Source organism: Bradyrhizobium sp. Leo114 (assembly GCF_055229415.2).
Genome location: NZ_JBUYEN020000005.1, coordinates 163,199 through 188,694 on the forward strand (window position 1 = coordinate 163,199; position 25,496 = coordinate 188,694).

Genomic DNA, 25,496 nt, shown 5'->3' on the forward strand with positions numbered 1-25,496 from the left:
AGGAAATCAAAGGGTTTCCGGCTAGGCCGGCAGTGGAAGCGTTAAACGACCAACACAATTTTGCCAATATGTGCGCTGGTTTCCATTCGCCGGTGAGCGTCGGCCGCCTTTTCCAATGGGAAAGTGCTGTCCATCAGCGGCTTTACCCGCCCCTCGCGGAGTAGCGGCATTACCTTGGCCTCGATCGCCGCGACCATTGCCGCCTTGTCCGCATTACTACGGGGGCGGAGCGTCGAGCCCGTATGGTGCAGGCGCTTCACCATTAGTTTCGCGAAATTGGCGCTCGCTTTTGGCGCTCCGGCCAGGAAGGCAATCTGCACGATTCGACCCTCGACGGCGGCTGCGTCGTAGTTGCGGTCGATATAGTCGCCGCCGACCATGTCGAGGATGACATTGGCGCCGGCGCCATCGGTTGCGGCCTTCACCTCGGCTACGAAATCCGCGGTCCTGTAGTTGATCGCGCGATCGGCGCCAAGCTTGAGGCAGGCCTCCGCCTTGTCCTGTGAACCGACGGTGACGATCACCTTGGCGCCGAACGCCTTCGCAAGCTGGATCGCCATGGTGCCGATGCCGGAGGAGCCACCATGGATCAGCAGCGTCTCGCCTTTTTGCAGGCCGCCGCGCTCGAACACATTGTGCCACACCGTCATCAAAGTTTCGGGAAGCGCGCCGGCTTCCTCGATCGATAGCGACGGCGGCACCGCCATCGCCTGCCCGTCCTGCGCGATGCAATATTGCGCATAGCCGCCGCCGGCGACCAGCGACATCACGGTGTCGCCGACCTTGTGCCTGGTGGCGCCGGGACCGACCGCCACCACTTCGCCTGATATCTCGAGGCCGGGCAGGTCGCTCGCGCCGGGTGGCGGCGGATAGGAACCGGAACGCTGCGCCACGTCAGGCCGGTTGACGCCGGCCGCCTTCACCTTGACCAGGATTTCGCCCTGGCCCGGTAGCGGCACCGGGCGCGTCTCCGGCAGCAATACTTCCGGCCCGCCGGGCTTGCTGATGCCGACGACGGTCATTTGCGCGGGCAGCTTTTCCATGGTTTTTCCTTGGCGAAATGGGAGGATTCCAGACGCGGCGCGTTGATTACCCAGCCTGCATCGCGCTGGCAACCGCCGCAACGGGATCGTGACAGAGCATGGCCGGAAAGTGGAGACCGGCTTTCATGCTTGAAGCAAAGCACGGAGAACGCGCATGGCGATGGAAGATGACGACCGGCCGAGGAAGAAGATTTCGCATGAGATCGGGCAGGACCTGTCGCTGCTCTCGCTCGAGGAATTGACCGAACGCATCGCGATGCTCTCGGCCGAAGTGGAGCGCCTGCGCGAAGCGATGACAAAGAAGCGGGCCTCCAAGGAAGCCGCCAACAGCTTCTTCAAATCGTAGCGCTCACCCGTAGCCCGGATGGAGCGCAGCGCAATCCGGGACCGGTGCATCCGGCTCGCACCGATCCCCGGATTATGCTGCGCTCCATCCGGGCTACGAAACTGGTATCCTGTCCCAAACTAGGCCAATGGCCGATATGGCAAACGAAGCTTAAACAAAATCGCTCATTTACGATCAATTAAGCTTTCTCGTTTATGACTGCATCGTCCTCGTTTGGACACCGAGTGGCTCCTGTCCACTCTGTTTGACGCCTCCCTGTTATCAACTTCAAAGCCGCCGGAAACGGCGGCTCTTTTTTGGCTTTGTCACAGGCTCGTCGTTTCCGGCATTTGGCTGGAAACCATAAATCCGGATGCGGCTGGACTCTTCGCCCCGCAAGCGCAATGATTTGTTCATCATAAAGCTGGCGCAAAAGCCGGCGGTGTTCAAAATTAAAAGTGGCGTGAGGGCGTTAACCATGCTGGAGCGGTCGCAAAGCGATTCCGCACTTGTTCTGTTCAGCGAGCGGCTGACCAATTCTGCGGCATTCGGAGCCCTGTTCCGTGAGGGCATGGACCTGGTCGAGGAGACCGCCGCCTATCTCGATGGCGACGGCCGCGGCCAGGCCAAGGCGCTGGAACGGTCCGTCAGCCTGACCTATGCGACCGAAAGCATGCGCCTGACCACCCGTTTGATGCAGCTTGCCTCCTGGCTGCTGCTGCATCGCGCGGTGAAGGAAGGCGAGATGACGCTGACCCAGGCCAATCGGGAGAAGACCAAGGTCAAGCTCTCCGCGGTAGATCCGGGTCCGGCGGAACTGATCGAGAAACTGCCGCAACAATTGCAGGACCTGATCACCCGCTCGATGGACCTGCAGGCACGCGTGCGCCGGCTCGACACCACGATCCATGCGCCGCCCGCCGATCGCGCCGCGATCGGCAACCCGCTGGTGCCGCAGCTCAACCGCCTGAAGGCCGCGTTCGAACGGTAACTGCAACTCTAACCGTCATTGCGAGCCACCGGGTCGGCGCGAAGCGCCGCCCGATGACAGGCTCCGCGAAGCAATCCATGCCTGCACCCGCGGCGCTATGGATTGCTTCGCTGCGCTCGCAATGACGCGTGGAAACAAAAAACGCCCCTGATTTGGCAGGGGCGTTCGTTGAACGTCGAAAAGGAAGAAGGAAGCGCAGTCTTGCGCTCAGTCCTTTTTCAAAAAGCCGGAAAACTTCTTCTGGAACCGCGACACGCGGCCGCCGCGATCCAGGATCTGCTGCGAGCCGCCGGTCCAGGCCGGGTGCGACCTGGGGTCGATGTCGAGCTGCAGCTTGTCGCCTTCCTTGCCCCAGGTGGAGCGGGTCTGGTACTCGGTGCCGTCGGTCATCACGACCGTAATCGTATGATAATTCGGGTGAATATCGGCTTTCATGGCAGTTCCTTCGGCGCGCCGGCGCCCGTCGCAAGTGGTCCAAAGATACGGGATTTGGGCCGCTCTATAGCGTAAGGAAACCCGCAAAACAAGCCACCGGGGATCACCGGATTAGGACTCTTCCGGATTTGCCAGCCGCTTCCGCGGGGCCTATCTGAAAAACATAAAAACTGGTCCTTATCCCGATGAGCGCAGCCGAACAGCTTGACCACCCGCCCAGCCCGATGCCGCCGCGGCGCGATGCGCTGCTCGAAGGCGAAGCGCTGGTTGAAGCCACCTTGACCGAGACGGAAGGGAAGAGCCGCGCCAGGCTGAAGCCGCTGCTGGCGCTTGCGCCCTATGTGGCGCGCTACCGCGGACGGGCGATCCTCGCTTTTATTTCTCTGACGGTTGCGGCGATCACGACGCTGATCGTGCCGGTCGCGATCCGGCGCGTGATCGACTTCGGCTTCACGGCCGAAGGCATCGCCATGATCAACAACTACTTCAGTGTGATGATCGCGGTGGTGGCGGTGCTCGCCGGCGCCAGCGCCTCCCGCTATTACCTGGTCATGACGATCGGCGAGCGCATCGTCGCCGATCTCCGGCGCGACGTGTTCGCGCATCTGATCTCGCTGTCGCCGTCCTTCTTCGATTCCGCGCGCAGCGGCGAGTTGGTGTCGCGCCTGACCGCCGATACCACCCAGATCAAATCAGCGGTCGGCGCCTCCGTGTCGATCGCGCTCCGCAACATGATGCTGTTCCTCGGTGCCGCCGCGATGATGGTGGTCACCAGCCCGAAGCTTTCCGGCTTCGTGCTCTTGGCGATCCCGATCATCGTGATCCCGCTGGTCGCGTTCGGGCGCTGGGTGCGACGCTTGTCGCGCAATGCGCAGGATACGCTCGCGGACGCCAGCGCCTATGCTTCCGAGCTGGTCGGCGCCATCCGGACCGTGCAGGCCTTCACCAGCGAGCGGCTCGCCGCCACGCGCTTCGGTGGCGAGGTCGAGCAGGCCTACGACGCCGCGCGCAGCTCCACCCGCGCACGGGCCGTGCTCACCTTGATCATCATCTTCATCGTGTTCTCGAGCGTGGTGCTGATTCTCTGGGTCGGTTCGCACGACGTGCTCGCGGGCGCGATGACGCCGGGACGTTTGGGCCAGTTTATTCTCTACAGCGCCTTTGCTGCGAGCGCCCTCGGCCAGCTCAGCGAAGTCTGGGGCGAAATCTCCGCAGCTTCCGGTGCTGCCGAGCGGCTGTTCGAGATCCTGCGGGTCAAGCCGGAGATCACGGCGCCGGCCGCGCCGCTCGCGCTGCCGCAGCCCGCGCGTGGTGACGTTGCGTTCGACAATGTCAGCTTCGCCTATCCGACGCGGCGGTCGGTGAAGACCGTCGACGGTGTCTCGTTCTCGGTGCGATCAGGCGAGAAGGTCGCGATCGTCGGTCCCTCCGGCGCGGGCAAGAGCACGCTGTTCCATCTGTTGCTGCGCTTCTATGATCCCGCCTCGGGCACGATTTCGTTCGACGGCGTGCCGATCCGGCAGGCCGATCCAAGCGTGGTGCGCTCGCGCATGGCATTGGTGCCGCAAGACACCGTGGTGTTCGCAGCGTCGGCGCGCGAGAACATCCGTTTCGGGCGGCCCGATGCTTCCGATGCCGAAGTCGAGCGCGCCGCCGACCTCGCGCACGCTACCGAATTTCTGCGCCGGCTGCCCGGCGGCTTCGAGGCCCAGCTCGGCGAACGCGGTGTGACGCTGTCGGGCGGCCAGCGCCAGCGCATCGCGATCGCGCGCGCGATCCTGCGCGATGCGCCGCTCTTGCTGCTCGATGAAGCTACCTCCGCGCTCGACGCCGAAAGTGAGACGCTGGTGCAGACCGCGCTGGAGGAGTTGATGCGCCACCGCACCACACTGGTCATCGCACACCGGCTCGCGACCGTGCTCTCCTGCGACCGCATCCTGGTGATGGAGCATGGCAGAATCGTCGAGCAGGGCACCCATGCCGAGCTGGTTGCTGCCAACGGGCTCTATGCGCGGCTGGCGAGGTTGCAGTTCGAAGGGGTTTGAGAGCTCACGATCTCGGCTCTACGGCTTCCACCGCATCTTCAGTACCGGACGTCCTGACGTCGGGTTGACGTCCTCGCCGGCATGCACAAAGCCGTTTCGTTCATAAAAACGGATGGCCCGCGCATTGTCCTTATTGACCAGCAGCGTGACGCCATCAGGCGAAAGGCGCTTGGTTTCATCGACCAGCGCGCTTGCCAGCTTTGAACCCCAATGCGCGGGATCGACCACGAGCTGGTCGAGATAGCCGCTTGCATCGATGGTGACGAAACCGATCAGCGCGTTTGCCTCTTCCGCGACGATGATGGTTGCCTTCGGCACCAGTTCGCCGCGCCAGCGCTCGCGCCACCACGCCACGCGCGCATCGAAATCGATCGTCGGATAGGCCTGCTGCCAGGTTCGCCGCCAAAGCTCGATCGCCGCGTCCTCGTCCTCGGCGCGATAGGGGCGGAGGTCAAAAGCCCCGCTCAAGCCGCCACCAACGCCGTCATGCCCGGGCTTGTCCCGGGCATCCGCGTCCTTCCTGCTCGCGACGCCAGAGAACGTGGATGGCCGGGACGAGCCCGGCCATGACGCTCTGGCGAGAGCCTGCCCAACATCGCCGTTACCGTTCCGTCAGCTTCAGTTCGATGCGGCGGTTACGCTTGTAGGCGTCTTCCGTCTGGGCGGTGTCGAGCGGCTGGAATTCGCCAAAGCCGGCGGCGACGAGCCGCTGTGCGGGCACCCCGAGCGAAACCAGATACTGCACCACCGAGATCGCGCGTGCGGCGGAGAGATCCCAGTTCGACTTGAACACCGGGCTGTTGATCGGCCGCACGTCGGTGTGGCCGTCGACGCGGAGCACCCAGGCGATCTCGCTCGGGATCTGCTTGTCGAGGTCGATCAGGGCAGCCGCGAGCTTGTCGAGCTCGGCGCGGCCTTCGGGCAGCAGCGTGGCCTGTCCGGTATCGAAGAAGACTTCGGACTGGAACACGAAGCGGTCGCCGACGATGCGGACGTCTGGCCGATTGCCCAGGATGGCTCGCAGACGGCCGAAGAACTCCGAGCGGTACCTCGACAGTTCCTGCACCCGCTGCGCCAGCGCCACATTCAATCGCTGGCCGAGATCGGCGATGCGCCCCTGCGATTCCTTGTCACGTTTCTCAGAAGCATCGAGCGCTTCTTCGAGGGCGGCAAGCTGGCGACGCAATGCGCTGATCTGCTGGTTCAGCACTTCGATTTGCGCCAGCGCCCGCGCGGAGACCAGCTTCTCGGAATCGAGCGCCTTGGTGAGCTCGGTGGCGCGGCCCTGCGCGTCGCTGCCGGCATTGGCCAGACCCTCATAGAGGCCCTTGACACGGTCGCGCTCGCCTTCGGCCGAGGCAAGTCCGGCGCGGAGCTGCGCGATCTGTTCGCCGAGGCTGAGCTTGCCGAGCTTTTCAAGCGACAGCATGTCGTTGAGCTGGGCGATCTTGGCGTTGAGCTGTTCCAGCGCCTTGTCCTTGCCGGAGACTTCCTGCGACAGGAAGAACTGCACCACCAGGAACACCGAGAGCAGGAACACGATCGACAGCACCAGCGTCGACAGCGCGTCCACGAAGCCCGGCCAGTAGTTGAAGCCGGATTCACCGCGGCGGGCACGGGCAAGGGCCATTTTGACTCTCTACTAGCGTTAGCAAGGGTACCTCCAGGGAGGCCGCAAGTTACACCTCTCCCGGAGGGAGAGGTCGGATCGCCTCGGCGATCCGGGTGAGGGGTTTTGCTCTATCGATAGACCGGGCGCCCTCACCCGGCGCTACGCGCCGACCTCTCCCTCCGGGAGAGGTAACCGAGTGGCTCTCGTCCGTCTTCAAGATCGACACCGTCCCCGTCTCTCTAACTCTTCTCCGGCTGACGCGCGAGGCGTTCGAGCAGGCGCTTGATCTCGCGGTTCTGTTCGCCCTGGCCGTCGGCCCATTCCCGGATCATCTGTTGCTCGGTGCGCATATGCGCAACCAATCCCTGGATCGCTTCGGCCAGATTGGCCATCGCCGCGGTGGTGCCGCGGGTTCCCGCGCCTTCCTCCACCGCGACACGCAGCCGCTCGATCGCGTGCTGCAGGTTGCCGCCACCACCTGCGGCGGCCACGACGCCGTCACCGGCGTATTCGCGCACCGTGGTCGCAAGCCAGTCCTCGAGATCGGTATAGAAACGGTTCTGTGCCTGGCTGGATTGCAGGTCGAGGAAGCCGAGGATCAGGGAACCGGCGAGGCCGAACAGCGAGGACGAGAACGAAATGCCCATGCCGCCGAGCGGGGCGGCGAGGCCCTCTTTCAGCGTGTCGAACAGCGCGCCGGCGTCGCCGCCGACCTTCAATCCATCGATCACCTTGCCGACCGAGCCGACGGTTTCGATCAGGCCCCAGAAGGTGCCGAGCAGGCCGAGGAACACCAAGAGGCCCGTCATGTAGCGCGAGATGTCGCGTGCCTCGTCGAGGCGGGTCGCGATGGAGTCGAGCAGGTGCCGCATCGTCTGCTGGCTGATCGACATCCGCCCGCTGCGCTCGCCGCCGAGGATCGCCGCCATCGGTGCCAGCAAGGTCGGCCGCCGGTCGATCGCGAGTCCGGGATCGGCGATCCGGAAATTGTTGACCCATCGCACCTCGGGATAGAGCCGGATCACCTGGCGGAAGCACAGGATGATGCCGATCAAAAGCACCGCGCCGATCAGCGCGTTCAGCCCCGGATTGGCGAAGAAGGCGACGAGGATCTGCTTGTAGAGGACGATGGCGATCAGCGCGCACAGCACCAGAAATACCAGCATCCGCACCAGGAAGATCCGTGGAGAGGACAGTTTGCTGAGTTCGGTCTCCATGTCGGAGCGGGGAGAGGAGGGCATTGCCGGCATGTCCGTTGCGAAAAGCCGCGTTGGGCAGCCAATATGGCACAGCGGCCAAGGGAAGAAAGACAGGAAACCAGTGATTCGGGGCGGAAGCGGAACTGGACGGCGACCGCCGCGATGTCATCCACCGAAATCGTCTCGTTCGATGATGTTCCGCGCATCATCAATTGGGCGAATCGCCGACCTCGGCTTAGCGGGACGCGCACCCGATCCTCATTCGGCCTTGATCGCGAAGGCCGGCGGACGGATGCCTGCACCGGATCGCTGGAGAGGGAGAAACCATCGGAAAACGCCGGAAGCCGATTCTCCCCGATGCGCGCTCGAGAAAATCGGGTCTCAGCGGCTGCGTCGGAGAAGGCGCAGTCCGTTACCCCCACAAGCTCCGATGGAACCAGTTTCACAATCCGGTGAATCGGAGAAAAATATGCTAATTCAATATGTTCTCCGTATGTGACATTGAGCCGCCGCCGTCATGTATTGCGTCGCAGCACCCCCACCTTATCCTGAATAGCGTGACAAGGCGGAGTCGGCAGAGACACCGCGTGTCCATGTGTGTTCAACAATTCAAACTCGGGGCGACGCTTTCAATGTCCGGACTACGCGCACGAACGGCATGCATTCTCCTGATGCTGGCCGCCACGGCGCCACTGCTAGCCGGCTGTGATGAGCCGACTGCCGCAACCGCTGCGTCGGAGGCGGCGCCCGAACCCGAGGTGAGCGTTGTCGTCGCCAAGCCGCAGCCGCGCGCGGTGCTGCGCGAGCTGCCCGGCCGCGTCGCGCCGACGCGCGTCGCCGAAGTCCGCCCGCGTGTTTCCGGCATCGTCGTCGAGCGCCTGTTCCACCAGGGCACCGAGGTGAAGGCCGGTGATCCCCTGTATCGCATCGACCCGCGGCCATTCGAGGTCGAGGTGCAGTCCAATCAGGCTGCGCTCGCGCGCGCCAAGGCTGTGCTCGATCAGGCCGCCCAGCATGCGCATCGCGTTACGACGCTCTACAGCCAGAAGGCGATGCCCGAGGCCGAGAACGAGAAGGCGATTGCCGCGCAACGCCAGGCCGAAGCGGATGTCGCGGCCCGCGAGGCGGATCTCGCGCGCGCCAAGCTCAATCTGGATTACGCCACCATCCGCGCGCCGATCGACGGCATCGTCGGCGCCGCGCTGGTCAGCGAAGGCGCCCTGGTGGTGCAGAACGATTCCACCTCGCTTGCGACCATCCAGCAGATCGACCCGATCTATGCCGACTTCACCCAGTCGGTCACCGAGCTCAACCAGCTACGCCGCGCATTCGAGACCGGCGAACTCGACCGCATCGCGCCTGACGCGATGAAGGTGCGCCTGTTGCAGGACGATGGCACGATCTATTCGATTCCCGGCAAGCTCTTGTTCTCCGACGCCAAGGTCGACGCCTATACCGGGCAGGTGACCCTGCGTGGCGAGTTCCCCAATCCAAGACGCGAATTGTTGCCGGGCATGTATGTGCGCGTGCTGATCGAGCAGGGCATCGATTCCGACTCGATCGCGGTCCCGCAGCAGGCGATTCAGCGCAATGGCGGTGGCGGCAGCGAGGTGTTCGTCGTCAAGGACGACGGTCGCGTCGCGGTTCAGCCCGTGCGTACCGGCTCGCTGCAGAATGGGCAGGTGTTCGTGACCGAAGGTCTGAAGTCCGGCGACCGCGTCGTGGTCGAGGGCTTCCAGAAATTCGCGGCAGGCGACAAGGTCCGGCCGCAGGCATTCACCGAGGCGGCGGATGCTTCGATCGTTGTGCCGGGGGAAAATAAAGCCGCGCAAGCGCTGCGGTGATCCGAGATGGCGAGCTTTTTCATCGACAGGCCGATCTTCGCCTGGGTCGTCGCGCTCTTCATCTGCTTGATCGGCGCGATCTCGATTCCGCTGCTGGCGATCGCGCAATATCCGATCATTGCGCCGCCCTCGATCTCGATCTCGACCAGCTATCCCGGCGCCTCGCCGGAAAATCTCTATAACAGCGTCACCCGGCTGATCGAGGAGGAGCTGAACGGCGCCTCCGGCATCCTCAATTTCGAATCCACCAGCGACTCGCTCGGCCAGGTCGAGATCATCGCCAATTTCGTTCCGGGCACCGAAACCAGCCAGGCATCCGTCGAGGTGCAGAACCGCCTCAAGCGCATCGAGGCGCGCCTGCCGCGTGCCGTGATCCAGCAGGGCATCCTGGTCGAGGAAGCGTCCAGCGCCGTGCTGCAGATCATCACGCTGAACTCGACCGATGGCAGCCTCGACGAGATTGGCCTCGGCGACTTCATGATCCGCAACGTGCTCGGGGAAATCCGCCGCATCCCCGGCGTCGGCCGTGCCACGCTGTATTCGACCGAGCGCTCTTTGCGCATCTGGATCGATCCGGCAAAGCTGGTCGGCTATGGCTTGACCGCCGACGACGTCAACAAGGCAATTGCCGCGCAGAACGCGCAGGTCGCCTCGGGCAGCATCGGTGCCGAGCCGGCGACGGACTCGCAACGGGTCTCGGCGCTGGTTCTGGTGAAGGGCCAGCTCTCCTCGCCGGACGAGTTCGGCGCCATCATCCTGCGCGCCAATCCTGATGGCTCGACCGTGCGCCTGCGCGACGTTGCGCGGCTTGAGATCGGCGGCCTCAGCTACCAGTTCCAGACCCGCCTCAACGGCAAGCCGACGGCGGGCCTCTCGGTGCTGCTGTCGCCGACCGGCAACGCGCTCGCGACCGCAAGCGCGGTGGAAGCCAAGATGAAGGAGCTGTCGCGCTTCTTCCCGGCCAACATCTCTTATGAGATCCCCTACAACATCACGCCCGTGGTCGAGGCTGCGATCGAGAAGGTGCTGACGACGCTGGTCGAAGCCGTGGTGCTGGTCTTCATCGTGATGTTCCTGTTCCTGCAGAACATCCGCTACACTATCATCCCGACCATCGTCGTGCCCGTCGCGCTGCTTGGCGCCTGCGCCACGCTGATGCTTCTCGGCTATTCCATCAACATGCTGACCATGTTCGGCATGGTGCTGGCGGTCGGCATCCTCGTCGACGACGCCATCGTCGTGGTCGAGAACGTCGAGCGCATCATGGCCGAGGAGGGCTTGCCTCCGAAGGAGGCGACCCGCAAGGCGATGTCGCAGATCACCGGCGCCATCATCGGCATCACGCTGGTGCTGGTTGCCGTGTTCATCCCGATGGCGTTCTTCCCGGGATCGGTCGGCATCATCTACCGCCAGTTCTCGGTCACCATGGTCGCCGCCATCTCGTTCTCGGCGCTGCTGGCGCTGTCGCTGACGCCGGCGCTGTGCGCGACATTGCTCAAGCCGGTCACGGCCGGGCACGGCCATGCCCGCCGCGGCGTGTTCGGCTGGTTCAACCGCACGCTCGATGCCGGCCGCGACGGCTATACGCGCACGGTTGGATGGACGCTGAAGCGCACCGGACGGCTGATGCTGATCTATGTCGCGCTTCTGGTCGGGCTTGGCTGGGGTTTCATGCGGCTGCCCGGCGGCTTCCTGCCGGTCGACGACCAGGGCTTCATCACCACCGACGTGCAGACGCCGTCGGATTCCTCCTTCGCCCGCACCGAGGCCGCGATCGAGAAGGTCGAGAAATATCTCCTGGCGCGCTCTGCCATCGAGAACGTCACGTTTCTCACCGGCTTCAGCTTCCTCGGCCAGGGCTTCAACACCGCGCAGGCCTTCATCACGCTGAAGGACTGGTCGGAGCGCGGGCCGAAGGATTCGGCGGCCGCAATCGTCGCCGACATCAACCGCGACCTTTCATCGATCCGCGACGCCAAGATCTCGGCGCTGCAGCCACCTCCGATCGACAACCTCGGCAACTCCTCGGGCTTCTCGTTCCGCCTGCAGGACCGCGGCCAGAAGGGTTACGCCCAGCTGATGGCCGCCGCCGACCGCCTGATCGCGGAAGCCAATGCCAGCCCCGTGCTGCAGAAGGTCTATATCGAAGGCCTGCCGCCGGCGCCGCAGGTCAATCTGGTGATCGACCGGGAAAAGGCCGGCGCCTTTGGCGTCACCTTCGAGGACATCAACAATACGATCTCGACCAATCTCGGCTCGAACTACATCAACGATTTCCCGAACCGCGGCCGCATGCAGCGCGTCGTGGTGCAGGCGGACAAGTTCACCCGCATGAATGCGGATGATATCCTGAATTACAACGTCAAGAACAACCGCGGGCAGCTCGTGCCGTTCTCCTCCTTCGCCACGGTCGAATGGCAGAAGGGACCGACCCAGATCGCGGGCTTCAACTATTATCCCGCCGTGCGCATCTCCGGCGAGGCGCGAGCCGGCTACACCTCGGGCGATGCCCTGAACGAGATGGAGCGGCTCGCGAACAGATTGCCGCGCGGGTTCGGCTATGAGTGGACCGGACAGTCGCTGCAGGAGAAGTTGTCGGGCTCGCAGGCGCCGTTCCTGCTAGGCTTGTCGGTGCTGGTGGTGTTCCTCCTGCTCGCCGCGCTGTACGAGAGCTGGACGATTCCGATCGCGGTGCTGCTGACCATACCGCTCGGCGTCACCGGCGCGGTGATCGCCGCGAGCATGCGCGGGCTCGCCAACGACGTCTATTTCACCGTCGGCCTGATCACCATCATCGGCCTTGCCGCCAAGGACGCCATCCTGATCATCGAATTCGCCAAGGACCTGCGCGCCCATGGCAAGCCGCTGCTCGAGGCGACCATCGAGGCCTGTTCGCTGCGTTTCCGCCCGATCCTGATGACCGGCCTCGCCTTCGTGTTCGGCGTATTCCCGATGGCGATCGCCAGCGGCGCCGGCGGCGCCAGCCAGCAGGCGCTCGGCACCGTCGTCATGGGTGGCATGATCGCGGTCGTGATCCTGGCGCTGTTGATGGTCCCGGTGTTCTTCGTCAGCGTTCAACGCGTGCTGGCCGGCGACCGCGAGCCGAAGGAGGCGGCGCCGCAGCAGCCGCATGCGCCACCGGCACCGGCGCGGCCAACGCACTGACATGTCATTGCCGGCTTGACCCGGCAATCCATCGCCAAAACGACTCTTTGCGAAGATGATGGATGGCCGGGTCAAGCCCGGCCATGACGACTTGGTTGCAAAGAAGCAACTATCCCAGCGGCTTCAAAATCTTCACCAGTTCGCCGTGCACGAATTCGTTACCGCAGACCACGTGTCCGGTTTGCAACGGATCGTCATTGCCCTCGATGCCGCTCACGGTGCCGCCGGCCTCGCGCACCATGATCTGCCCGGCTGCGATGTCCCACGGGGAGAGGTTGCGTTCCCAATAGCCGTCGAGGCGGCCGGCGGCGACGAAGGCGAGGTCGAGCGAGGCGGCGCCGAAGCGGCGGAAGCCGGCGACCTTGTTCTGCAGCACGGCCATCTCCTTCAGCGCCAGTCCATGGTCGCCGCGGCCGATATGGGGCAGGCCGCAGGCGACCACGCATTCGTCAAGCCTGCGGCGGCCGGCGACGCGCAGGCGCTGGTCGTTGAGGAAGGCGCCCTTGCCGCGCTCGGCGATATAGAGCTCGTCATTGGCGGGGTTGTAGATCACCCCCGCGATCACCGTGCCCTCGCGCGCCAGCCCGATCGAGATCGCGAATTGCGGGATCCCGTGCAGGAAGTTGGTGGTGCCGTCGAGCGGATCGACGATCCAGCTATGGCTCTTGTCGGTGCCCTCGCGGGTGCCGCCTTCCTCGCCGATGAAGCCGTAGCCCGGGCGGGCCTTGGCGAGGTCGGTGTAGAGCATCTCCTCGGCGCGCTTGTCGGCCAGCGAGACGAAGTTCGCCGGCCCCTTCAGCGACACCTGCAGGTGCTCGATCTCGCCGAGATCGCGCTTGAGGCTGCGGCCGGCGCGGCGCGCGGCCTTGACCATGACGTTGATGAGGGCGGAATAGAGCATGATGGAGGGCTTGTCGGTGGGAAAACGGCCCAAGCGCCGTCGGGGATTTCCGACTGCGTGCCCTCTCGGGATGGCGCCGTCAAGGCGTCATTTGCCGGTGCCGAGCCAATTGCGTGCGGCCTCCTCGGCCTTGGCGCGGTCCTGCGGGCTCATGTCCAGCAGCATCTCGTCCAGTTCCGGATCGCCCTTGCCTGCGGTCTTGGCGACGGTGTGCCATTTCAACGCCTCGACCTTGTCCTGCGGCACGCCCTGGCCGGTGGCGAGCAGGCGGGCGAGGCGGTTCTGCGCGATTGGCGAGTTCTGCCGGGCCGCCTTGCGCAATAGCGCCACCGCCGCCGGCTGGTTCCGCGGCGTGCCGGAGCCGTTGTAGAGCGCGATCGCATATTCGACCTCGGCATCGACATTGTCGGCGAGCGAGGCGGCCTGCAACAGCCGCACCGATTTCTCGAGATCCTTGGGCACGCCGGTGCCCTCCTTGTAGAAGGTCGCGAGCGCGTACTGCGCCTCGGGACTGCCGGCGTCGGCCGCCATCCGCAACAATTCGGCACAGCGCTTGAGGTCCTGCGGCAGCGTCTGGCCGTCGAGATAAAGCAGCGCCAGATTATAGGCCGCCTTGGGATTGCCGAGTTTGGCCGAGGACGCCAGCAGCTTGACCGCCTCGTCCTTGTTCACCGGGCCGCCGCGGCCGGCAAGCCGCATCATCGCGAGCGCGAACATCGCCTCGCGGTCGCCGGCGTCGGACCCGCGCTGGTACCATTCGGCCGCCTTGCCGTAATCGCGCTTGACGCCGAGCCCGTTGGCATAAAGCTCGCCCAGCATCGTCATCGCCTTGGGGTCGCGGGCGTAGTTTGCGCGGTTGGTGGCGAGGTCGAAGGCGGTCTTGTAGAGGCCGCGCTGATAGGCGCCATAGACGAGATCGACATTGGGATCGTCGAACGGGTGCGTCGGGGTCGGCGATGGCGAAGGTGAAGGCGACGGCTTTGGCGTGGCCGGCTTCTTTTCCGCCGCGGCCTTCGGCTTTTCCGCTGCTGCCTTCGGCTTTGGCGCAGGCTTCGGCGCCTCCTTTTTCGGAGCCGGCTTGCTGGCCGGCGCCTGTGCGGCGGGCGGCGTCAGCGAAATCTGCGCGACCGCGCCCGTCGTCAGCACGGCGCAGCCGAGCACCACCGCTATCGGACGCAGCAGACTCATTCCGGAGTCAGTCCTGCCCTTGCCTTCCCAACCGCGCTCGCATGCGCTTCGCGGATGGTCGCGCCGACCTCGGCGAGCGCTGTGCCAGCGCCGCGCTGGTCGGCGAAGATGAAATCGCCGACCAGGACGAAGTCTGCGCCGGCGGCTGCAAATTCGAAAGCCTCTTCACGCGAAATGGCGTAGCCGACGCAGGGCGGCTCGAACAATTCGTCCCACCAGTTGAGCCGCTCGGCGATCGCCTGCGTCGAGGGCCGCTGCCCGCTCGCACCGGGCTCGCCGAACAGCACGTAATCGGCGCCGAGTTCGCCGGCGGCCATGGACTCGTGGCGCGTCGGCAGCCCGCCGACGCCGGCGATGCGGTCCGGCTTCAGCGACGGCAGCGCGTCCTCCAGCGCGGCAAGACCGGTGAGATGCGCGCCGTCGGCGCCGGCGCGCGCGACGAGCTCGACATGGCCGTCGATCAGGAGCGCCGCGCCGGCGCTCTGGACCACCGGCGCCAGCGCTTTCACGCGCGAGATCATCGTGCGCTGGTCGGTCTCGCGCAGCCGCACCAGCACTGCCGCGACATCGGCCGCGGCGAGCAAAGCGGGCAGGCTTGCGATGAGTTCGGAGGGATCTTCCACCACCGGCGTCGCGAGATAGAGGCGCGGCGCCGGGCGCGGCGGAACGGGCTTTGCGGCCAATTATGCCACCTTCTTTTCCAGGCCGGTCTCCCACTCGCCCTTGCTCGCGAGCGCGTTCATGCGTGCGCGGTGGGTGAAGGCGCGCTGGCCGGCCGCGATGTTCTCGGCCTTGCCGGACCACGCCTTCTGCGGCGCCGCCTGCAGCGCGCGGCCGTAGGAGAAGGTGAGTTTCCAGGGCAGGCCGCCGATCCGGTTCATGGCGTCAAGATGCGCGGTTGCCTCTTCGTCGCTCTGGCCGCCGGAGAGGAAGGCAATGCCGGGCACGGCCGCGGGCACGCAGGCCTTCAGGAGCCGGATGGTCTTTTCGGCAACCTCCTGCACCGATGCCTGCTTCGGGCTCTTCTTGCCGGATATCACCATATTCGGCTTCAGCACCATGCCTTCGAGTGCGACGCGCTGCACGAACAGTTCGTGGAATACGGTGTTGAGCACCTGCTGCGTCACCTCATAGCAGCGGTCGATGTCATGGCCGCCGTCCATCAGCACCTCCGGCTCGACGATCGGCACGATCTGCGCCGCCTGGCACAGTGCGGCGTAGCGCGCCAGCGCATGCGCGTTGACATGGATCGCGGTCGTGCTGGGAATCCCCTGTCCGATGTCGATCACCGCGCGCCATTTCGCAAAGCGCGCGCCGCGCTCGTAATACTTCTTCAGCCGCTCGGCCAGCTTGTCGAGGCCGACGGTCACGAGTTCGCCGGGGCAGGCGGGCAAGGCTTGCGTGCCCTCGTCCACCTTGATGCCGGGGATGCTGCCGGCCTGCTCGATCAGCTTGACCAGCGGCGTGCCGTCCTTCGCGTTCTGCCAGATCGTCTCGTCATAGAGGATGACGCCGGAGACATATTTGCTCATCGCCTCCGTCGAGCGAAACAGCATCTCGCGGTAGTCGCGCCGATTCTCCTCGGTCGATTCCACGCCGATCGCGTCGAAGCGCTTCTTGATGGTCCCTGAGGATTCGTCGGCGGCCAAAATGCCCTTGCCCGGGGTGACCATGGCAAGCGCGATCTTGTTGAGGTCAGCGAGATTCATGGAACGTCCTCCAGATGGTTCATGCCCTTGCAAACCAAAATAGGCGGTTATCGGGCAATTGCCTAGAAAACGTTCGCCGCGGCCGGCGGTCGCGCAAGCCGGAGCAGGATTAACATTAAAATCGAACAGCGACTACAAATCGAACGACCCTCCGCCTTCCGGGTGCGAGGGGAGGGTGGAGAGCTTGTAGCCCGGGTGGAGCGGAACGCGTAACCCGGGACATCTGTGTCCGCGTTGCAAGTGGCCCCGGGTTACGCTTTCGCTTCACCCGGGCTACGGCAGCGGCGGCTTCACGCCACCTTCGGATCGAGCTCGCCCTTGGCGTAGCGCTTGGCCATTTCCGCCGTGGTCAGCACTTTCTTGATCTTGCTGGCCTGACCGGCGGTATTGAACTCCTGCAGCCGCTGCTTGCACAGCTTGGTCATCGCTTCCATCGCGGGCTTCAAATATTTGCGCGGGTCGAACTCTTCCGGGTGTTCCTTGAACACCTTGCGGATCTGCCCGGTCATCGCCATGCGGTTGTCGGTATCGATGTTGATCTTGCGCACGCCGTTCTTGATGCCGCGCTGGATCTCGGAGACAGGCACGCCCCAGGTCGGCTTCATCTTGCCGCCGAACTCGTTGATGATGTCCTGCAGATCCTGCGGCACCGAGGAGGAGCCGTGCATCACCAGATGCGTGTTCGGCAATTTACGGTGGATCTCCTCGATCACATTCATGGCGAGGATGTCGCCGTCCGGCTTGCGGGTGAACTTGTAGGCGCCGTGCGAGGTGCCCATCGCGATCGCGAGCGCGTCGACCTTGGTCTCCTTCACGAACTTCACGGCTTCGTCCGGATTGGTCAGGAGCTGGTCGTGGGAGAGCTTGCCTTCGGCGCCGTGGCCGTCTTCCTTGTCGCCCATGCCGGTCTCGAGCGAGCCGAGCACGCCGAGTTCGCCTTCCACCGAAATGCCGCCGAGATGGGCCATGTTGGTGACCGTCCTGGTCACGCCGACATTGTAATCCCAGTCGCCGGGCGTCTTGCCGTCGGCCTTCAGCGAGCCGTCCATCATGACAGAGGTGAAGCCGGACTGGATCGCGGTCATGCAGGTGGCGGGCTCGTTGCCGTGGTCGAGATGCACGCAGACCGGGATCTGCGGATAGATCTCGGTGAGGGCGTCCATCATGTGCTTGAGCATCACGTCATTGGCATAGGCGCGTGCGCCGCGCGAAGCCTGGATGATGACGGGCGCGTCAACGCTCGAGGCTGCCTCCATGATCGACAGCGCCTGCTCCATATTGTTGATGTTGAAGGCCGGCACCCCGTAATCGTGCTCAGCCGCATGGTCGAGCAGTTGCCGCAAGGTAATGCGCGCCATCCGAATTCTCCCTGTATTTGCAGTGCGTTCGCGCGTGAACTGGTAGTCAGCGGATTTTCAGGACTTCGACGCCCGGCAGCGGCTTGCCTTCCATCCATTCAAGAAATGCGCCGCCGGCGGTCGAGACATAGGTGAAATCGTGCGCCACGCCGGCCTGGTTCAGCGCCGCGACGGTATCGCCGCCGCCTGCGACCGAAATCAGCTTCTTGGCCTTGGTGCGTTCGGCGGCGTGCTTGGCGGCCACCACGGTGCCGCGATCGAACGGGGGCAGCTCGAAGGCGCCGAGCGGGCCGTTCCACACCAGCGTCGCCGCATCGTCGATCGCGGCATGGATGCGGGCGATCGATTGCGGGCCGACGTCGAGGATCATGCCCTCGGCCGGGATCGCGTCCAGGCCGTAGGCATGCGATGGCGAATTGGCCGCGAAGTGGAAGGAGACGACGGCATCGACGGGAAGGATGATGGCGCAATTGGAGGCCGCGGCCTTGTCCAGGATGCGCAGCGCGGTCGCGGCGAGATCCTTCTCCGCCAGCGACTTGCCGATGCCGACGCCCTGCGCATGCAGGAAAGTGTTGGCCATGCCGCCGCCGATCACGAGCGCGTCGACCTTAGTCACGAGATTTTCGAGCAGGTCGATCTTGGTGGAAACCTTGGCGCCGCCGATGATCGCGATCACCGGCTTGCTCGGGGCTTCCAAGGCCTTGCCGAGCGCGTCGAGCTCGGCCTGCATGGTGCGTCCGGCATAGGCCGGCAGCTTGTGGCCGAGGCCTTCGGTGGAGGCATGGGCGCGGTGCGCCGCCGAGAACGCGTCATTGACCCAGATGTCGCCGAGCTTTGCCAGTTCCGCGACGAAGGCCGGATCGTTCTTCTCTTCTTCCTTGTGGAAGCGGGTATTCTCCAGACAGAGGATCTCCCCGTCCTTCAGCGCCGCCACAGCGTTTGCCGCGGCCTCGCCGATGCAGTCCTCGGCGAAAGCGACCGGCTTCTTGATCACTTTCGACAGCGCCTCAGCGACGGGCTTCAGCGATTCCTTGGGATCGCGTCCCTTGGGGCGGCCGAAATGCGCGAGCAGGATGACCTTGCCGCCTTTGTCGGAAAGCTCGGTGATCGTCGGCGCCACACGGTCCAGCCGCGTGGTGTCGGTGACGCGGCCATTTTCCATGGGCACATTCAGATCGACGCGGAGCAGCACGCGCTTACCCTTCACATCGACGTCGTCGAGGGTGCGGAAGTTTTTCATGTCAGGGCTTCCTCTGTCATGGCCGGGCTTCGCCGTCCGAAGGACGGCGTCGCTTTCGCTCGCCTATGTCCCGTCCATCCACATCCTTGCTCCTATGGAAACAAGGACGTGGATGCCCGGCTCAAGGCCGGGCATGACGACAAACAAATGGTTACAGCAGCTTCCCGATCGCGACGGCAGTGTCGGCCATGCGGTTGGAGAAACCCCACTCGTTGTCGTACCACGACATCACGCGCACGAGCGTACCGTTCTGCACCTTGGTCTGGTCCATGTGGAAGGTCGACGAATGCGGATCGTGGTTGAAGTCGATCGAGACGTTCGGCGCGGTGGTGTAGCCGAGGATGCCCTTGAGCTGCTGCTCCGAGGCGCGCTTCATCGCCTCGTTGATTTCCTTGGCGTCGGTTGCGCGCTTGGCGACGATCTTCAGATCCACCACCGAGACGTTCGGCGTCGGCACGCGGATCGCGACGCCGTCGAGCTTGCCCTTCAGTTCAGGCAGCACCAGGCCGATCGCCTTGGCCGCGCCGGTCGAGGTCGGGATCATCGACATCGCCGCCGCGCGGCCGCGATAGAGATCCTTGTGCAGCGTGTCCAGCGTCGGCTGGTCGCCGGTATAGGCATGGATCGTGGTCATGAAGCCGGTCTCGATGCCGACGGTGTCGTTCAGCACCTTCGCCACCGGCGCGAGACAGTTGGTGGTGCAGGAGCCGTTGGAGATCACCAGGTGCTCCTTGGTCAGCGTGTCATGGTTGACGCCGTAGACGATGGTGGCATCAGCGCCGTCGGCGGGCGCGGAGACCAGCACGCGCTTGGCGCCGGCGGTCAGATGCGCGGACGCCTTATCCTTGGCGGTGAAGATGCCGGTGCATTCCAGCGCGACATCGACGCCGAGATCCTTCCAGGGCAGCTTGGACGGATCGCGCTCGGCGGACACCTTGATCTTGCTGTCGCCGACGCTGATCGTATCGCCATCGACGGTGACGGTGCCCGGGAAGCGGCCGTGCACGGAGTCGAAACGGAGCAAATGGGCGTTGGTCTCGACCGGGCCGAGATCATTGATCCCGACCACTTCGATGTCCTTGCGGTCAGACTCGGCGATGGCTCGAAGCACATTGCGGCCGATGCGGCCGAACCCGTTGATTGCGACCCGGACTGCCATGCTGTTTCACTCCTCTAATAGCTGTTGCCGTCCCCGCTGGCGCGTGCTCCAGCGAGGGTGTTACGGCGGATCGCCCGGTTCGGCCGGACGAGGACGGATTAGATAGGAGTTACCTAGTCCTTTTTCGGGGCAAGCTCAACCGCTAGCCGACGCGCTTCAGGGCAGCGTTAACGGCGGCCTCGGCGGTAATTCCGAAATGCTTGAAAAGGTCCTTGGCAGGCGCGCTGGCGCCGAAACGGTGCATGCCTATGAACTCGCCGTCCTGGCCGATCACGGCATCCCAACCCCAGCGCACGGCCGCCTCGATCGCGATCTTGATCGGCGCGTTGCCGATGATGGCCTTTTTCCGCTCTTCCGGCTGCGCCAGCAACAATTCGAGCGAAGGCACCGACACAACCCGCGACGGGATGCCGCGTTCCGCGAGCTGTTTCTGCGCGTCGACAGCGATCTGAACTTCGGAACCGGAGGCGAAGAATGACACTTTTGCGTCACCTTGCGCCGCGACCAGCTCATAGGCGCCATGGCTGCACGGATTGTCGGCAGGCGCGGTGGTTCGAAGCTGCGGCAGGTTCTGCCGCGTCAGCGCCAGCACCGTCGGGCCGTCGATCCGGTTCAGCGCGAGCTCCCAGCATTCTGCAACCTCGACGGCATCGCAGGGGCGGAACACGCGCATGTTGGGAATGGCGCGCAGCGCCGAGAGATGCTCCACCGGCTGGTGTGTCGGGCCGTCTTCACCGAGCCCGATCGAGTCGTGCGTCATGACATAGACGACGCCGGTACCCATCAACGCCGCAAGTCGCATCGCCGGCCGCGCATAGTCGGTGAACACCAGGAAGGTGGCGCCGTTCGGCGCAAAGCCGCCGTGCAGGAAGATGCCGTTCATCGCCGCGGCCATGCCGTGCTCGCGGATGCCGTAGTGGATGAAGCGGCCCTTCGGCGTCTTGGCGGAGAAGTTGACCGCCGATTTCGCCTTGTTGTTGTTGGAGCCGGTGAGGTCGGCCGAGCCGGCCAGAAATTCCATCGGCATCGCGGCGGCGATCACCTCGATCGCGGCCTCCGACGATTTGCGGGTCGCGACGTTGAGCGGGTTTTCGAGCAGCGCCTTCTTGTGTCCCTTCAGCGCCTTTGCCAGCGACGCCGGCCGTTCGTGCCGCAGCCGGCGCTCGAATTCCGCGCGCTTGCGGCTGCCGAGCTCGGCGTAGCGTGCGTCCCACTCCTGGCGCTCCGCGGCGCCGCGCGCACCCGCTTCGCGCCAGGCCTTCAGCACGTCATCGGGCACCGAGAACGGTTCGAGCGAGATGCCGAGCTTTTCCTTGGCGGCCTTCAGTTCGTCGGCGCCGAGCGCTTCGCCATGGACTTTGTTGGTGCCGGCCTTGGTCGGCGCGCCGTAGCCGATCGTGGTCTTGCAGGCGATCAGCGTCGGCTTGCTCGATTTCTGCGCGCGCGTAATCGCATCCGCGATCGCTTTCTGATCCTGGCCGTTGATGTGCTCGGCGGCCCAACCCGCCGACTTGAATCGCTTCACCTGGTCGACGGAATCCGCAAGCGATGTCGGGCCGTCGATCGAGATGCCGTTGTCGTCATAGAGCACGATCAGCTTGTTGAGCCGCCAGTGGCCGGCGAGCGCGATCGCTTCCTGCGACACGCCTTCCATCAGGTCGCCGTCGGAGGCGAGCACGTAGGTGTGATGGTTGACGATCTTCTTGCCGAATTCGGCAGCGAGCATCTTCTCCGCGACCGCCATGCCGACCGCCGTCGAGATGCCCTGGCCGAGCGGGCCGGTGGTGGTCTCGATGCCCTTGGTGTGGAAGTTCTCCGGATGCCCCGGCGTCAGCGAACCCAATTGACGGAAGTGCTTGAGATGGTCGAGCGTCATGTCCTTGTTGCCCGTGAGGTACAACAGCGAATAGAGCAGCATCGAGCCGTGGCCGGCCGAGAGCACGAAGCGGTCGCGGTCCGGCCAGGCCGGGTCGGCCGCATCGAATTTCAGAAACTGTGTAAACAGGACGGTCGCGACGTCGGCCGCACCCATCGGCAGCCCGGGATGGCCGGATTTCGCCTTCTCGACCGCATCCATTGCGAGCCCACGAATGGCGTTGGCCATACGGGTGTGATCGACTTGCGTCATGATGAAAATCCGTCTGAAATGAGAGGCTTGGCTTGCATGCGCGCTGCCCGGAGGGCCGCCATATGCGGGTGGTAGGCACGGGGAAAGGCTGGATAGCACCTCAATTCCGGAAGTCCAAGGGAAGTCGAAGGCAAGGAAACGCGCTTTCGGCCGCAAAGTTGCCTCCGGTGTGTCCGGCCGAAGGGGGCACGAACCCTCTGGGCGCCGGTTTCCCGAGCGGACGGGCCTGGGTAAAACCGACAGGTGCGACCCCCGGGGCGGCTCCATCTATCGGTGCATAGTTTACCGGCGGCGTTGCGCCGGCCTCGCTCACCACGTAAATTTCATCGCCTAAGCGCTTGCCGAACCGCAAGGATTCGCGGACGGCCACGCCATCGAGGATGTACGTTGTCTCGTATGAGCGATCGTTCCACCAACGCGGCTGCCAATGCCGAGCCCGCTATCGCCGACGTCGACGCCGCCACACGGCGGCTGATGGCGGCGCTGGATGCTCTGGAAAGCGCCGTTGAGCGGCGGCGCGAGGCTGACCGCGACGAGAACGAACTGGCGAGCCGGATCCAGGCGCTCGGTGCCGATCGCTCGCGGCTTGCGGACGAGCTCGATAGCTCATTGGTGAAGACGCGCAAGCTCGAGCGCACCAATCGCGAGATCGCCGAGAAGCTGGATGCGGCAATCGGCACCATCCGCGCCGTGCTTGATGGCGAGGAGAACACGCGATGAGTCACATCAACGTCACCATCAACGGCCGGCAATACCGCATGGCGTGCGATGAGGGGCAGGAAGTTCGTCTCTTGAAGCTCGCGGAGAACCTTGAATCGCGCATCGAATCGCTGCGCGGCAAGTTCGGTGAGATCGGCGATGCGCGCCTGACCGTGATGGCGGCGCTCACCGCCTGCGACGAACTGGTCGACGCCGGCGCACGCATCCGCAGCCTGGAGCAGGAAATCGAATCCTTGCGCGACTCCGGCGCTGCGGCGGTCGATCGCGCCCGCGCCACGCAAGTCGCGATCTCGAACGCACTCAACGCCGCCGCTGAGCGGATCGAGAAAACCACGCAGGTGCTCAACCGCACCATCGGCGGCGGTATCGCGATCGGCTAGCCCGCTGTCTTACCCTCCCCTTTCAGGTGAGGGTAACGTCCACCCGAAATCCATTCCCGCTGGCGGAACGCCGCGCGCATCGCTACATTAGCCCCTGCGAAGCTGCGTTGCGCGTCAGGAGCCATATATCCCCGGGGCCTTATCGATCCTTTAGGGAACTGTCCCTGGCCGGGTCCGTGGACCCGGACATATGGTGCCCACCTACTTTCGTAGGGAACTCCGGGATCGAGCGCTCCAACGGCCTCTGCGGCTTCGCGCTTTGTTTTTTGCATGCGGTGTTCACGGGTACCCGGCGTCGGCCATACCCCGGAAAGCGGGGTATCCAGTACGCCGCGGCTTCGCAGGTTGATCACTGGAGCATCGGTTCTGATTGATCCGAAGCTCTTCATTTTTGTTTGACGCGTTTTCTTTACGCGAACCGGTATCCACTTCGCTTGAAAACGCTCTGACGGCTCTGGAATACTGGATCACCCGCCTTCGCGGGTGATGACCGTGGAGCAAGACATCATGCGCGCGATCTCTCCGAAGGCTGAGCTCCGCAGCGCCGCGCTCACCCGACGTGATGCGCTGAGCGAAGAGGAGCGCACTGCTGCCGCCGCGAAGATCGCCAAGCGCGGACTGCCGTTTGAGATCGCGCAGGGTACGATCGTCTCCGGCTATTCCCCGGTCCGCAGCGAGATCGATCCGATGCCGCTGATGCTGAAGCTCGCCGAGCAGGGCGCACAGCTTGCGCTGCCGGCGGTCACCGCGCGCGGCCATTCCCTGCTATTCCGCGCCTGGGCCAAGGGCGACCGGCTGACGCTTGGTTCGCTCGGTATCCCCGAGCCGTCGCCGGTTGCGGCCGAGTTGATCCCCGACATCATGCTGGTGCCGCTCGCCGCTTTCGACCGGGTCGGTCACCGGATCGGCTATGGCGCCGGCTATTACGACTTCACCTTCACCCATCTGCGCAAGACCAAGCACGTGATCGGCATCGGGCTTGGCTTTGCGGTGCAGGAAATCAAGGCGGTTCCGGCTTTGTCGCACGACGTCGCGCTTGATTATGTGCTAACGGAGCGCAAGGCGTTCGATTTCCGGGAGTAGCTGAATTTGCGTATCCTCTTCGTCGGTGATGTCGTCGGCAAGACCGGCCGCACCGCCATCTTAGAACATCTTCCCGGCATGATCCGTGACTGGTCGCTCGATCTCGTCATCGTCAATGGCGAGAATGCCGCCGGCGGCTTCGGCATCACCGAGGCCATCTACCAGGACTTCCTGGATGCCGGGGCCGACGCGATCACGCTCGGCAACCATGCGTGGAATCAAAAGGAAGCGCTGGTGTTCATCGAGCGCGCCCCGCGCCTGATCCGCCCGCTCAACTTTCCGCGGCACGCGCCGGGCCGCGGCGCCACGCTCGTCGACACCAAGAACGGCAAGCGTGCGCTCGTCATCAACGCGATCGGCCGCGTCTTCATGGAGCCCTCCAACGATCCCTTCGCCGCGGTCGAGCGCGAACTCGAGGCCTGTCCGCTGCAGCAGGCAGCGGACGCGATCGTGGTGGATTTCCACGGCGAGGCGACCTCCGAGAAGCAGGGCATGGGCTTCTTCTGCGATGGCCGCGTCAGCCTCGTGGTCGGCACCCACACCCATGTGCCCACCGCCGATCACCAGGTGCTGCCCGGCGGCACCGCCTATATGACCGACGCCGGCATGACCGGTGACTACGATTCCATCATCGGCATGCAGAAGGAAGAGCCGCTGCAGCGCTTCCAAACCGGCATCCCCTCCGGCCGCTTTGAGCCGGCCGCCGGCGAAGCGACGCTGAGCGGGGTTGCGGTCGAGACCGACGACGCCACCGGCCTCGCGCTCCGCATCGCGCCGGTACGTGTCGGTGGACGACTCGAGCCGGCTCTGCCGGGTTTTTGGGTGGGCTAGTTCAAGAACGCGTCGACTGCGAATGGGGTGCGCTAACGTGCGCGATACCGCCTCTTCGACCCGATTTCGTTTGTACAATCTCACCCGAAATGTTGCATCCGAATTGATGGCTCGGCTTTTCACGCATACGGCGTGACATT

At 64.5% G+C, this 25,496-nt stretch carries 23 protein-coding genes and 1 other RNA gene; 10 read left to right on the forward strand and 14 right to left on the reverse strand.

Annotation, left to right across the window (positions count from 1 at the left end):
- Positions 1-41: 41 nt before the first annotated feature.
- A complete protein-coding gene (locus tag ACZIRK_RS08340) occupies positions 42-1,043 on the reverse strand; it encodes an NAD(P)H-quinone oxidoreductase (RefSeq protein ID WP_130226491.1) in 1,002 nt (333 codons plus the stop codon).
- 154 nt (positions 1,044-1,197) lie between these two features.
- Here ACZIRK_RS08340 and ACZIRK_RS08345 point away from each other — a divergent pair, with 154 nt between their 5' ends.
- Positions 1,198-1,389: a DUF1192 domain-containing protein gene (locus ACZIRK_RS08345; protein WP_130226490.1), complete on the forward strand. Its 192-nt coding sequence runs from the start codon at positions 1,198-1,200 to the stop codon at positions 1,387-1,389.
- A 267-nt stretch (positions 1,390-1,656) separates the two neighbouring features.
- Here the strand turns inward: ACZIRK_RS08345 and ACZIRK_RS08350 are convergent, their stop codons facing one another.
- Positions 1,657-1,848: a hypothetical protein gene (locus ACZIRK_RS08350; protein WP_165435263.1), complete on the reverse strand. Its 192-nt coding sequence runs from the start codon at positions 1,846-1,848 to the stop codon at positions 1,657-1,659.
- On the opposite strand from ACZIRK_RS08350, the gene rcdA reads away from it, so the two are divergent.
- On the forward strand, positions 1,847-2,359 hold the full coding sequence (rcdA, locus tag ACZIRK_RS08355) for a protease adaptor protein RcdA (RefSeq protein WP_165435262.1): 513 nt from the start codon (positions 1,847-1,849) through the stop codon (positions 2,357-2,359). The two genes, ACZIRK_RS08350 and rcdA, sit on opposite strands and share 2 nt — an antisense overlap.
- Before the next feature lie 207 nt (positions 2,360-2,566).
- Here rcdA and rpmE read toward each other — a convergent pair whose 3' ends face one another.
- The gene (gene rpmE / locus ACZIRK_RS08360) at positions 2,567-2,794 is read right to left on the reverse strand and encodes a 50S ribosomal protein L31 (protein WP_028163734.1); all 228 of its coding nucleotides are present in this window, start codon (positions 2,792-2,794) and stop codon (positions 2,567-2,569) included.
- 185 nt (positions 2,795-2,979) lie between these two features.
- Here rpmE and ACZIRK_RS08365 point away from each other — a divergent pair, with 185 nt between their 5' ends.
- On the forward strand, positions 2,980-4,839 hold the full coding sequence (locus ACZIRK_RS08365) for an ABC transporter ATP-binding protein/permease (protein WP_463327142.1): 1,860 nt from the start codon (positions 2,980-2,982) through the stop codon (positions 4,837-4,839).
- 18 nt (positions 4,840-4,857) lie between these two features.
- Here the strand turns inward: ACZIRK_RS08365 and ACZIRK_RS08370 are convergent, their stop codons facing one another.
- The 3 genes from ACZIRK_RS08370 to ACZIRK_RS08380 form a co-directional block, all read right to left on the reverse strand.
- On the reverse strand, positions 4,858-5,307 hold the full coding sequence (locus ACZIRK_RS08370) for a GNAT family N-acetyltransferase (protein WP_028163732.1): 450 nt from the start codon (positions 5,305-5,307) through the stop codon (positions 4,858-4,860).
- Positions 5,308-5,440: 133 nt separating this feature from the next.
- Positions 5,441-6,469 carry a peptidoglycan -binding protein gene (locus ACZIRK_RS08375; RefSeq protein ID WP_028163731.1) on the reverse strand — a complete coding sequence of 343 codons (1,029 nt, stop codon included), beginning with the start codon at positions 6,467-6,469 and terminating at the stop codon, positions 5,441-5,443.
- 221 nt (positions 6,470-6,690) lie between these two features.
- Entirely contained in the window at positions 6,691-7,692 is a 1,002-nt protein-coding gene (locus ACZIRK_RS08380) for a flagellar motor protein MotA (RefSeq protein WP_130226488.1), read from the reverse strand.
- Between the two features lie 590 nt (positions 7,693-8,282).
- On the opposite strand from ACZIRK_RS08380, the gene ACZIRK_RS08385 reads away from it, so the two are divergent.
- Entirely contained in the window at positions 8,283-9,494 is a 1,212-nt protein-coding gene (locus ACZIRK_RS08385) for an efflux RND transporter periplasmic adaptor subunit (RefSeq protein ID WP_130226487.1), read from the forward strand.
- A 6-nt stretch (positions 9,495-9,500) separates the two neighbouring features.
- Entirely contained in the window at positions 9,501-12,659 is a 3,159-nt protein-coding gene (locus ACZIRK_RS08390) for a multidrug efflux RND transporter permease subunit (RefSeq protein WP_130226486.1), read from the forward strand.
- Between the two features lie 109 nt (positions 12,660-12,768).
- On the opposite strand, the gene ACZIRK_RS08395 is transcribed toward ACZIRK_RS08390, so the two are convergent.
- The 8 genes from ACZIRK_RS08395 to tkt all read right to left on the reverse strand — a co-directional run bounded on the left by ACZIRK_RS08395 (position 12,769) and on the right by tkt (position 22,342).
- On the reverse strand, positions 12,769-13,560 hold the full coding sequence (locus tag ACZIRK_RS08395; protein ID WP_028163727.1) for an inositol monophosphatase family protein: 792 nt from the start codon (positions 13,558-13,560) through the stop codon (positions 12,769-12,771).
- Between the two features lie 87 nt (positions 13,561-13,647).
- Positions 13,648-14,748 carry an SEL1-like repeat protein gene (locus tag ACZIRK_RS08400; protein WP_130226484.1) on the reverse strand — a complete coding sequence of 367 codons (1,101 nt, stop codon included), beginning with the start codon at positions 14,746-14,748 and terminating at the stop codon, positions 13,648-13,650.
- Positions 14,745-15,431, reverse strand: a complete 687-nt coding sequence (locus tag ACZIRK_RS08405; RefSeq protein WP_130226483.1) for a thiamine phosphate synthase — start codon at positions 15,429-15,431, stop codon at positions 14,745-14,747. The genes ACZIRK_RS08400 and ACZIRK_RS08405 overlap by 4 nt, the downstream gene beginning before the upstream one ends.
- Positions 15,432-16,457, reverse strand: coding sequence for a class I fructose-bisphosphate aldolase (locus ACZIRK_RS08410; RefSeq protein ID WP_130226482.1), 1,026 nt, complete (start codon positions 16,455-16,457; stop codon positions 15,432-15,434).
- A 290-nt stretch (positions 16,458-16,747) separates the two neighbouring features.
- The gene (fba, locus tag ACZIRK_RS08415) at positions 16,748-17,815 is read right to left on the reverse strand and encodes a class II fructose-bisphosphate aldolase (RefSeq protein WP_130226481.1); all 1,068 of its coding nucleotides are present in this window, start codon (positions 17,813-17,815) and stop codon (positions 16,748-16,750) included.
- A 46-nt stretch (positions 17,816-17,861) separates the two neighbouring features.
- Entirely contained in the window at positions 17,862-19,055 is a 1,194-nt protein-coding gene (locus ACZIRK_RS08420) for a phosphoglycerate kinase (protein ID WP_130226480.1), read from the reverse strand.
- Positions 19,056-19,206: 151 nt separating this feature from the next.
- The gene (gene gap, locus ACZIRK_RS08425; protein ID WP_463327143.1) at positions 19,207-20,214 is read right to left on the reverse strand and encodes a type I glyceraldehyde-3-phosphate dehydrogenase; all 1,008 of its coding nucleotides are present in this window, start codon (positions 20,212-20,214) and stop codon (positions 19,207-19,209) included.
- A 142-nt stretch (positions 20,215-20,356) separates the two neighbouring features.
- A complete protein-coding gene (gene tkt, locus ACZIRK_RS08430) occupies positions 20,357-22,342 on the reverse strand; it encodes a transketolase (protein WP_130226479.1) in 1,986 nt (661 codons plus the stop codon).
- A 396-nt stretch (positions 22,343-22,738) separates the two neighbouring features.
- Here tkt and ACZIRK_RS08435 point away from each other — a divergent pair, with 396 nt between their 5' ends.
- The 5 genes from ACZIRK_RS08435 to ACZIRK_RS08455 all read left to right on the forward strand — a co-directional run bounded on the left by ACZIRK_RS08435 (position 22,739) and on the right by ACZIRK_RS08455 (position 25,356).
- Positions 22,739-23,062, forward strand: coding sequence for a DUF4164 domain-containing protein (locus ACZIRK_RS08435; protein ID WP_028163719.1), 324 nt, complete (start codon positions 22,739-22,741; stop codon positions 23,060-23,062).
- Positions 23,059-23,442, forward strand: a complete 384-nt coding sequence (locus ACZIRK_RS08440) for a cell division protein ZapA (protein WP_463327144.1) — start codon at positions 23,059-23,061, stop codon at positions 23,440-23,442. Before ACZIRK_RS08435 ends, ACZIRK_RS08440 begins: the two co-directional genes overlap by 4 nt.
- A 96-nt stretch (positions 23,443-23,538) precedes the next feature.
- A non-coding RNA gene (gene ssrS, locus ACZIRK_RS08445) (6S RNA) lies at positions 23,539-23,699 on the forward strand.
- 250 nt (positions 23,700-23,949) lie between these two features.
- Positions 23,950-24,525, forward strand: coding sequence for a 5-formyltetrahydrofolate cyclo-ligase (locus tag ACZIRK_RS08450; protein ID WP_130226478.1), 576 nt, complete (start codon positions 23,950-23,952; stop codon positions 24,523-24,525).
- A 6-nt stretch (positions 24,526-24,531) separates the two neighbouring features.
- Positions 24,532-25,356 carry a TIGR00282 family metallophosphoesterase gene (locus ACZIRK_RS08455; RefSeq protein WP_130226477.1) on the forward strand — a complete coding sequence of 275 codons (825 nt, stop codon included), beginning with the start codon at positions 24,532-24,534 and terminating at the stop codon, positions 25,354-25,356.
- Positions 25,357-25,496 lie beyond the last annotated feature (140 nt).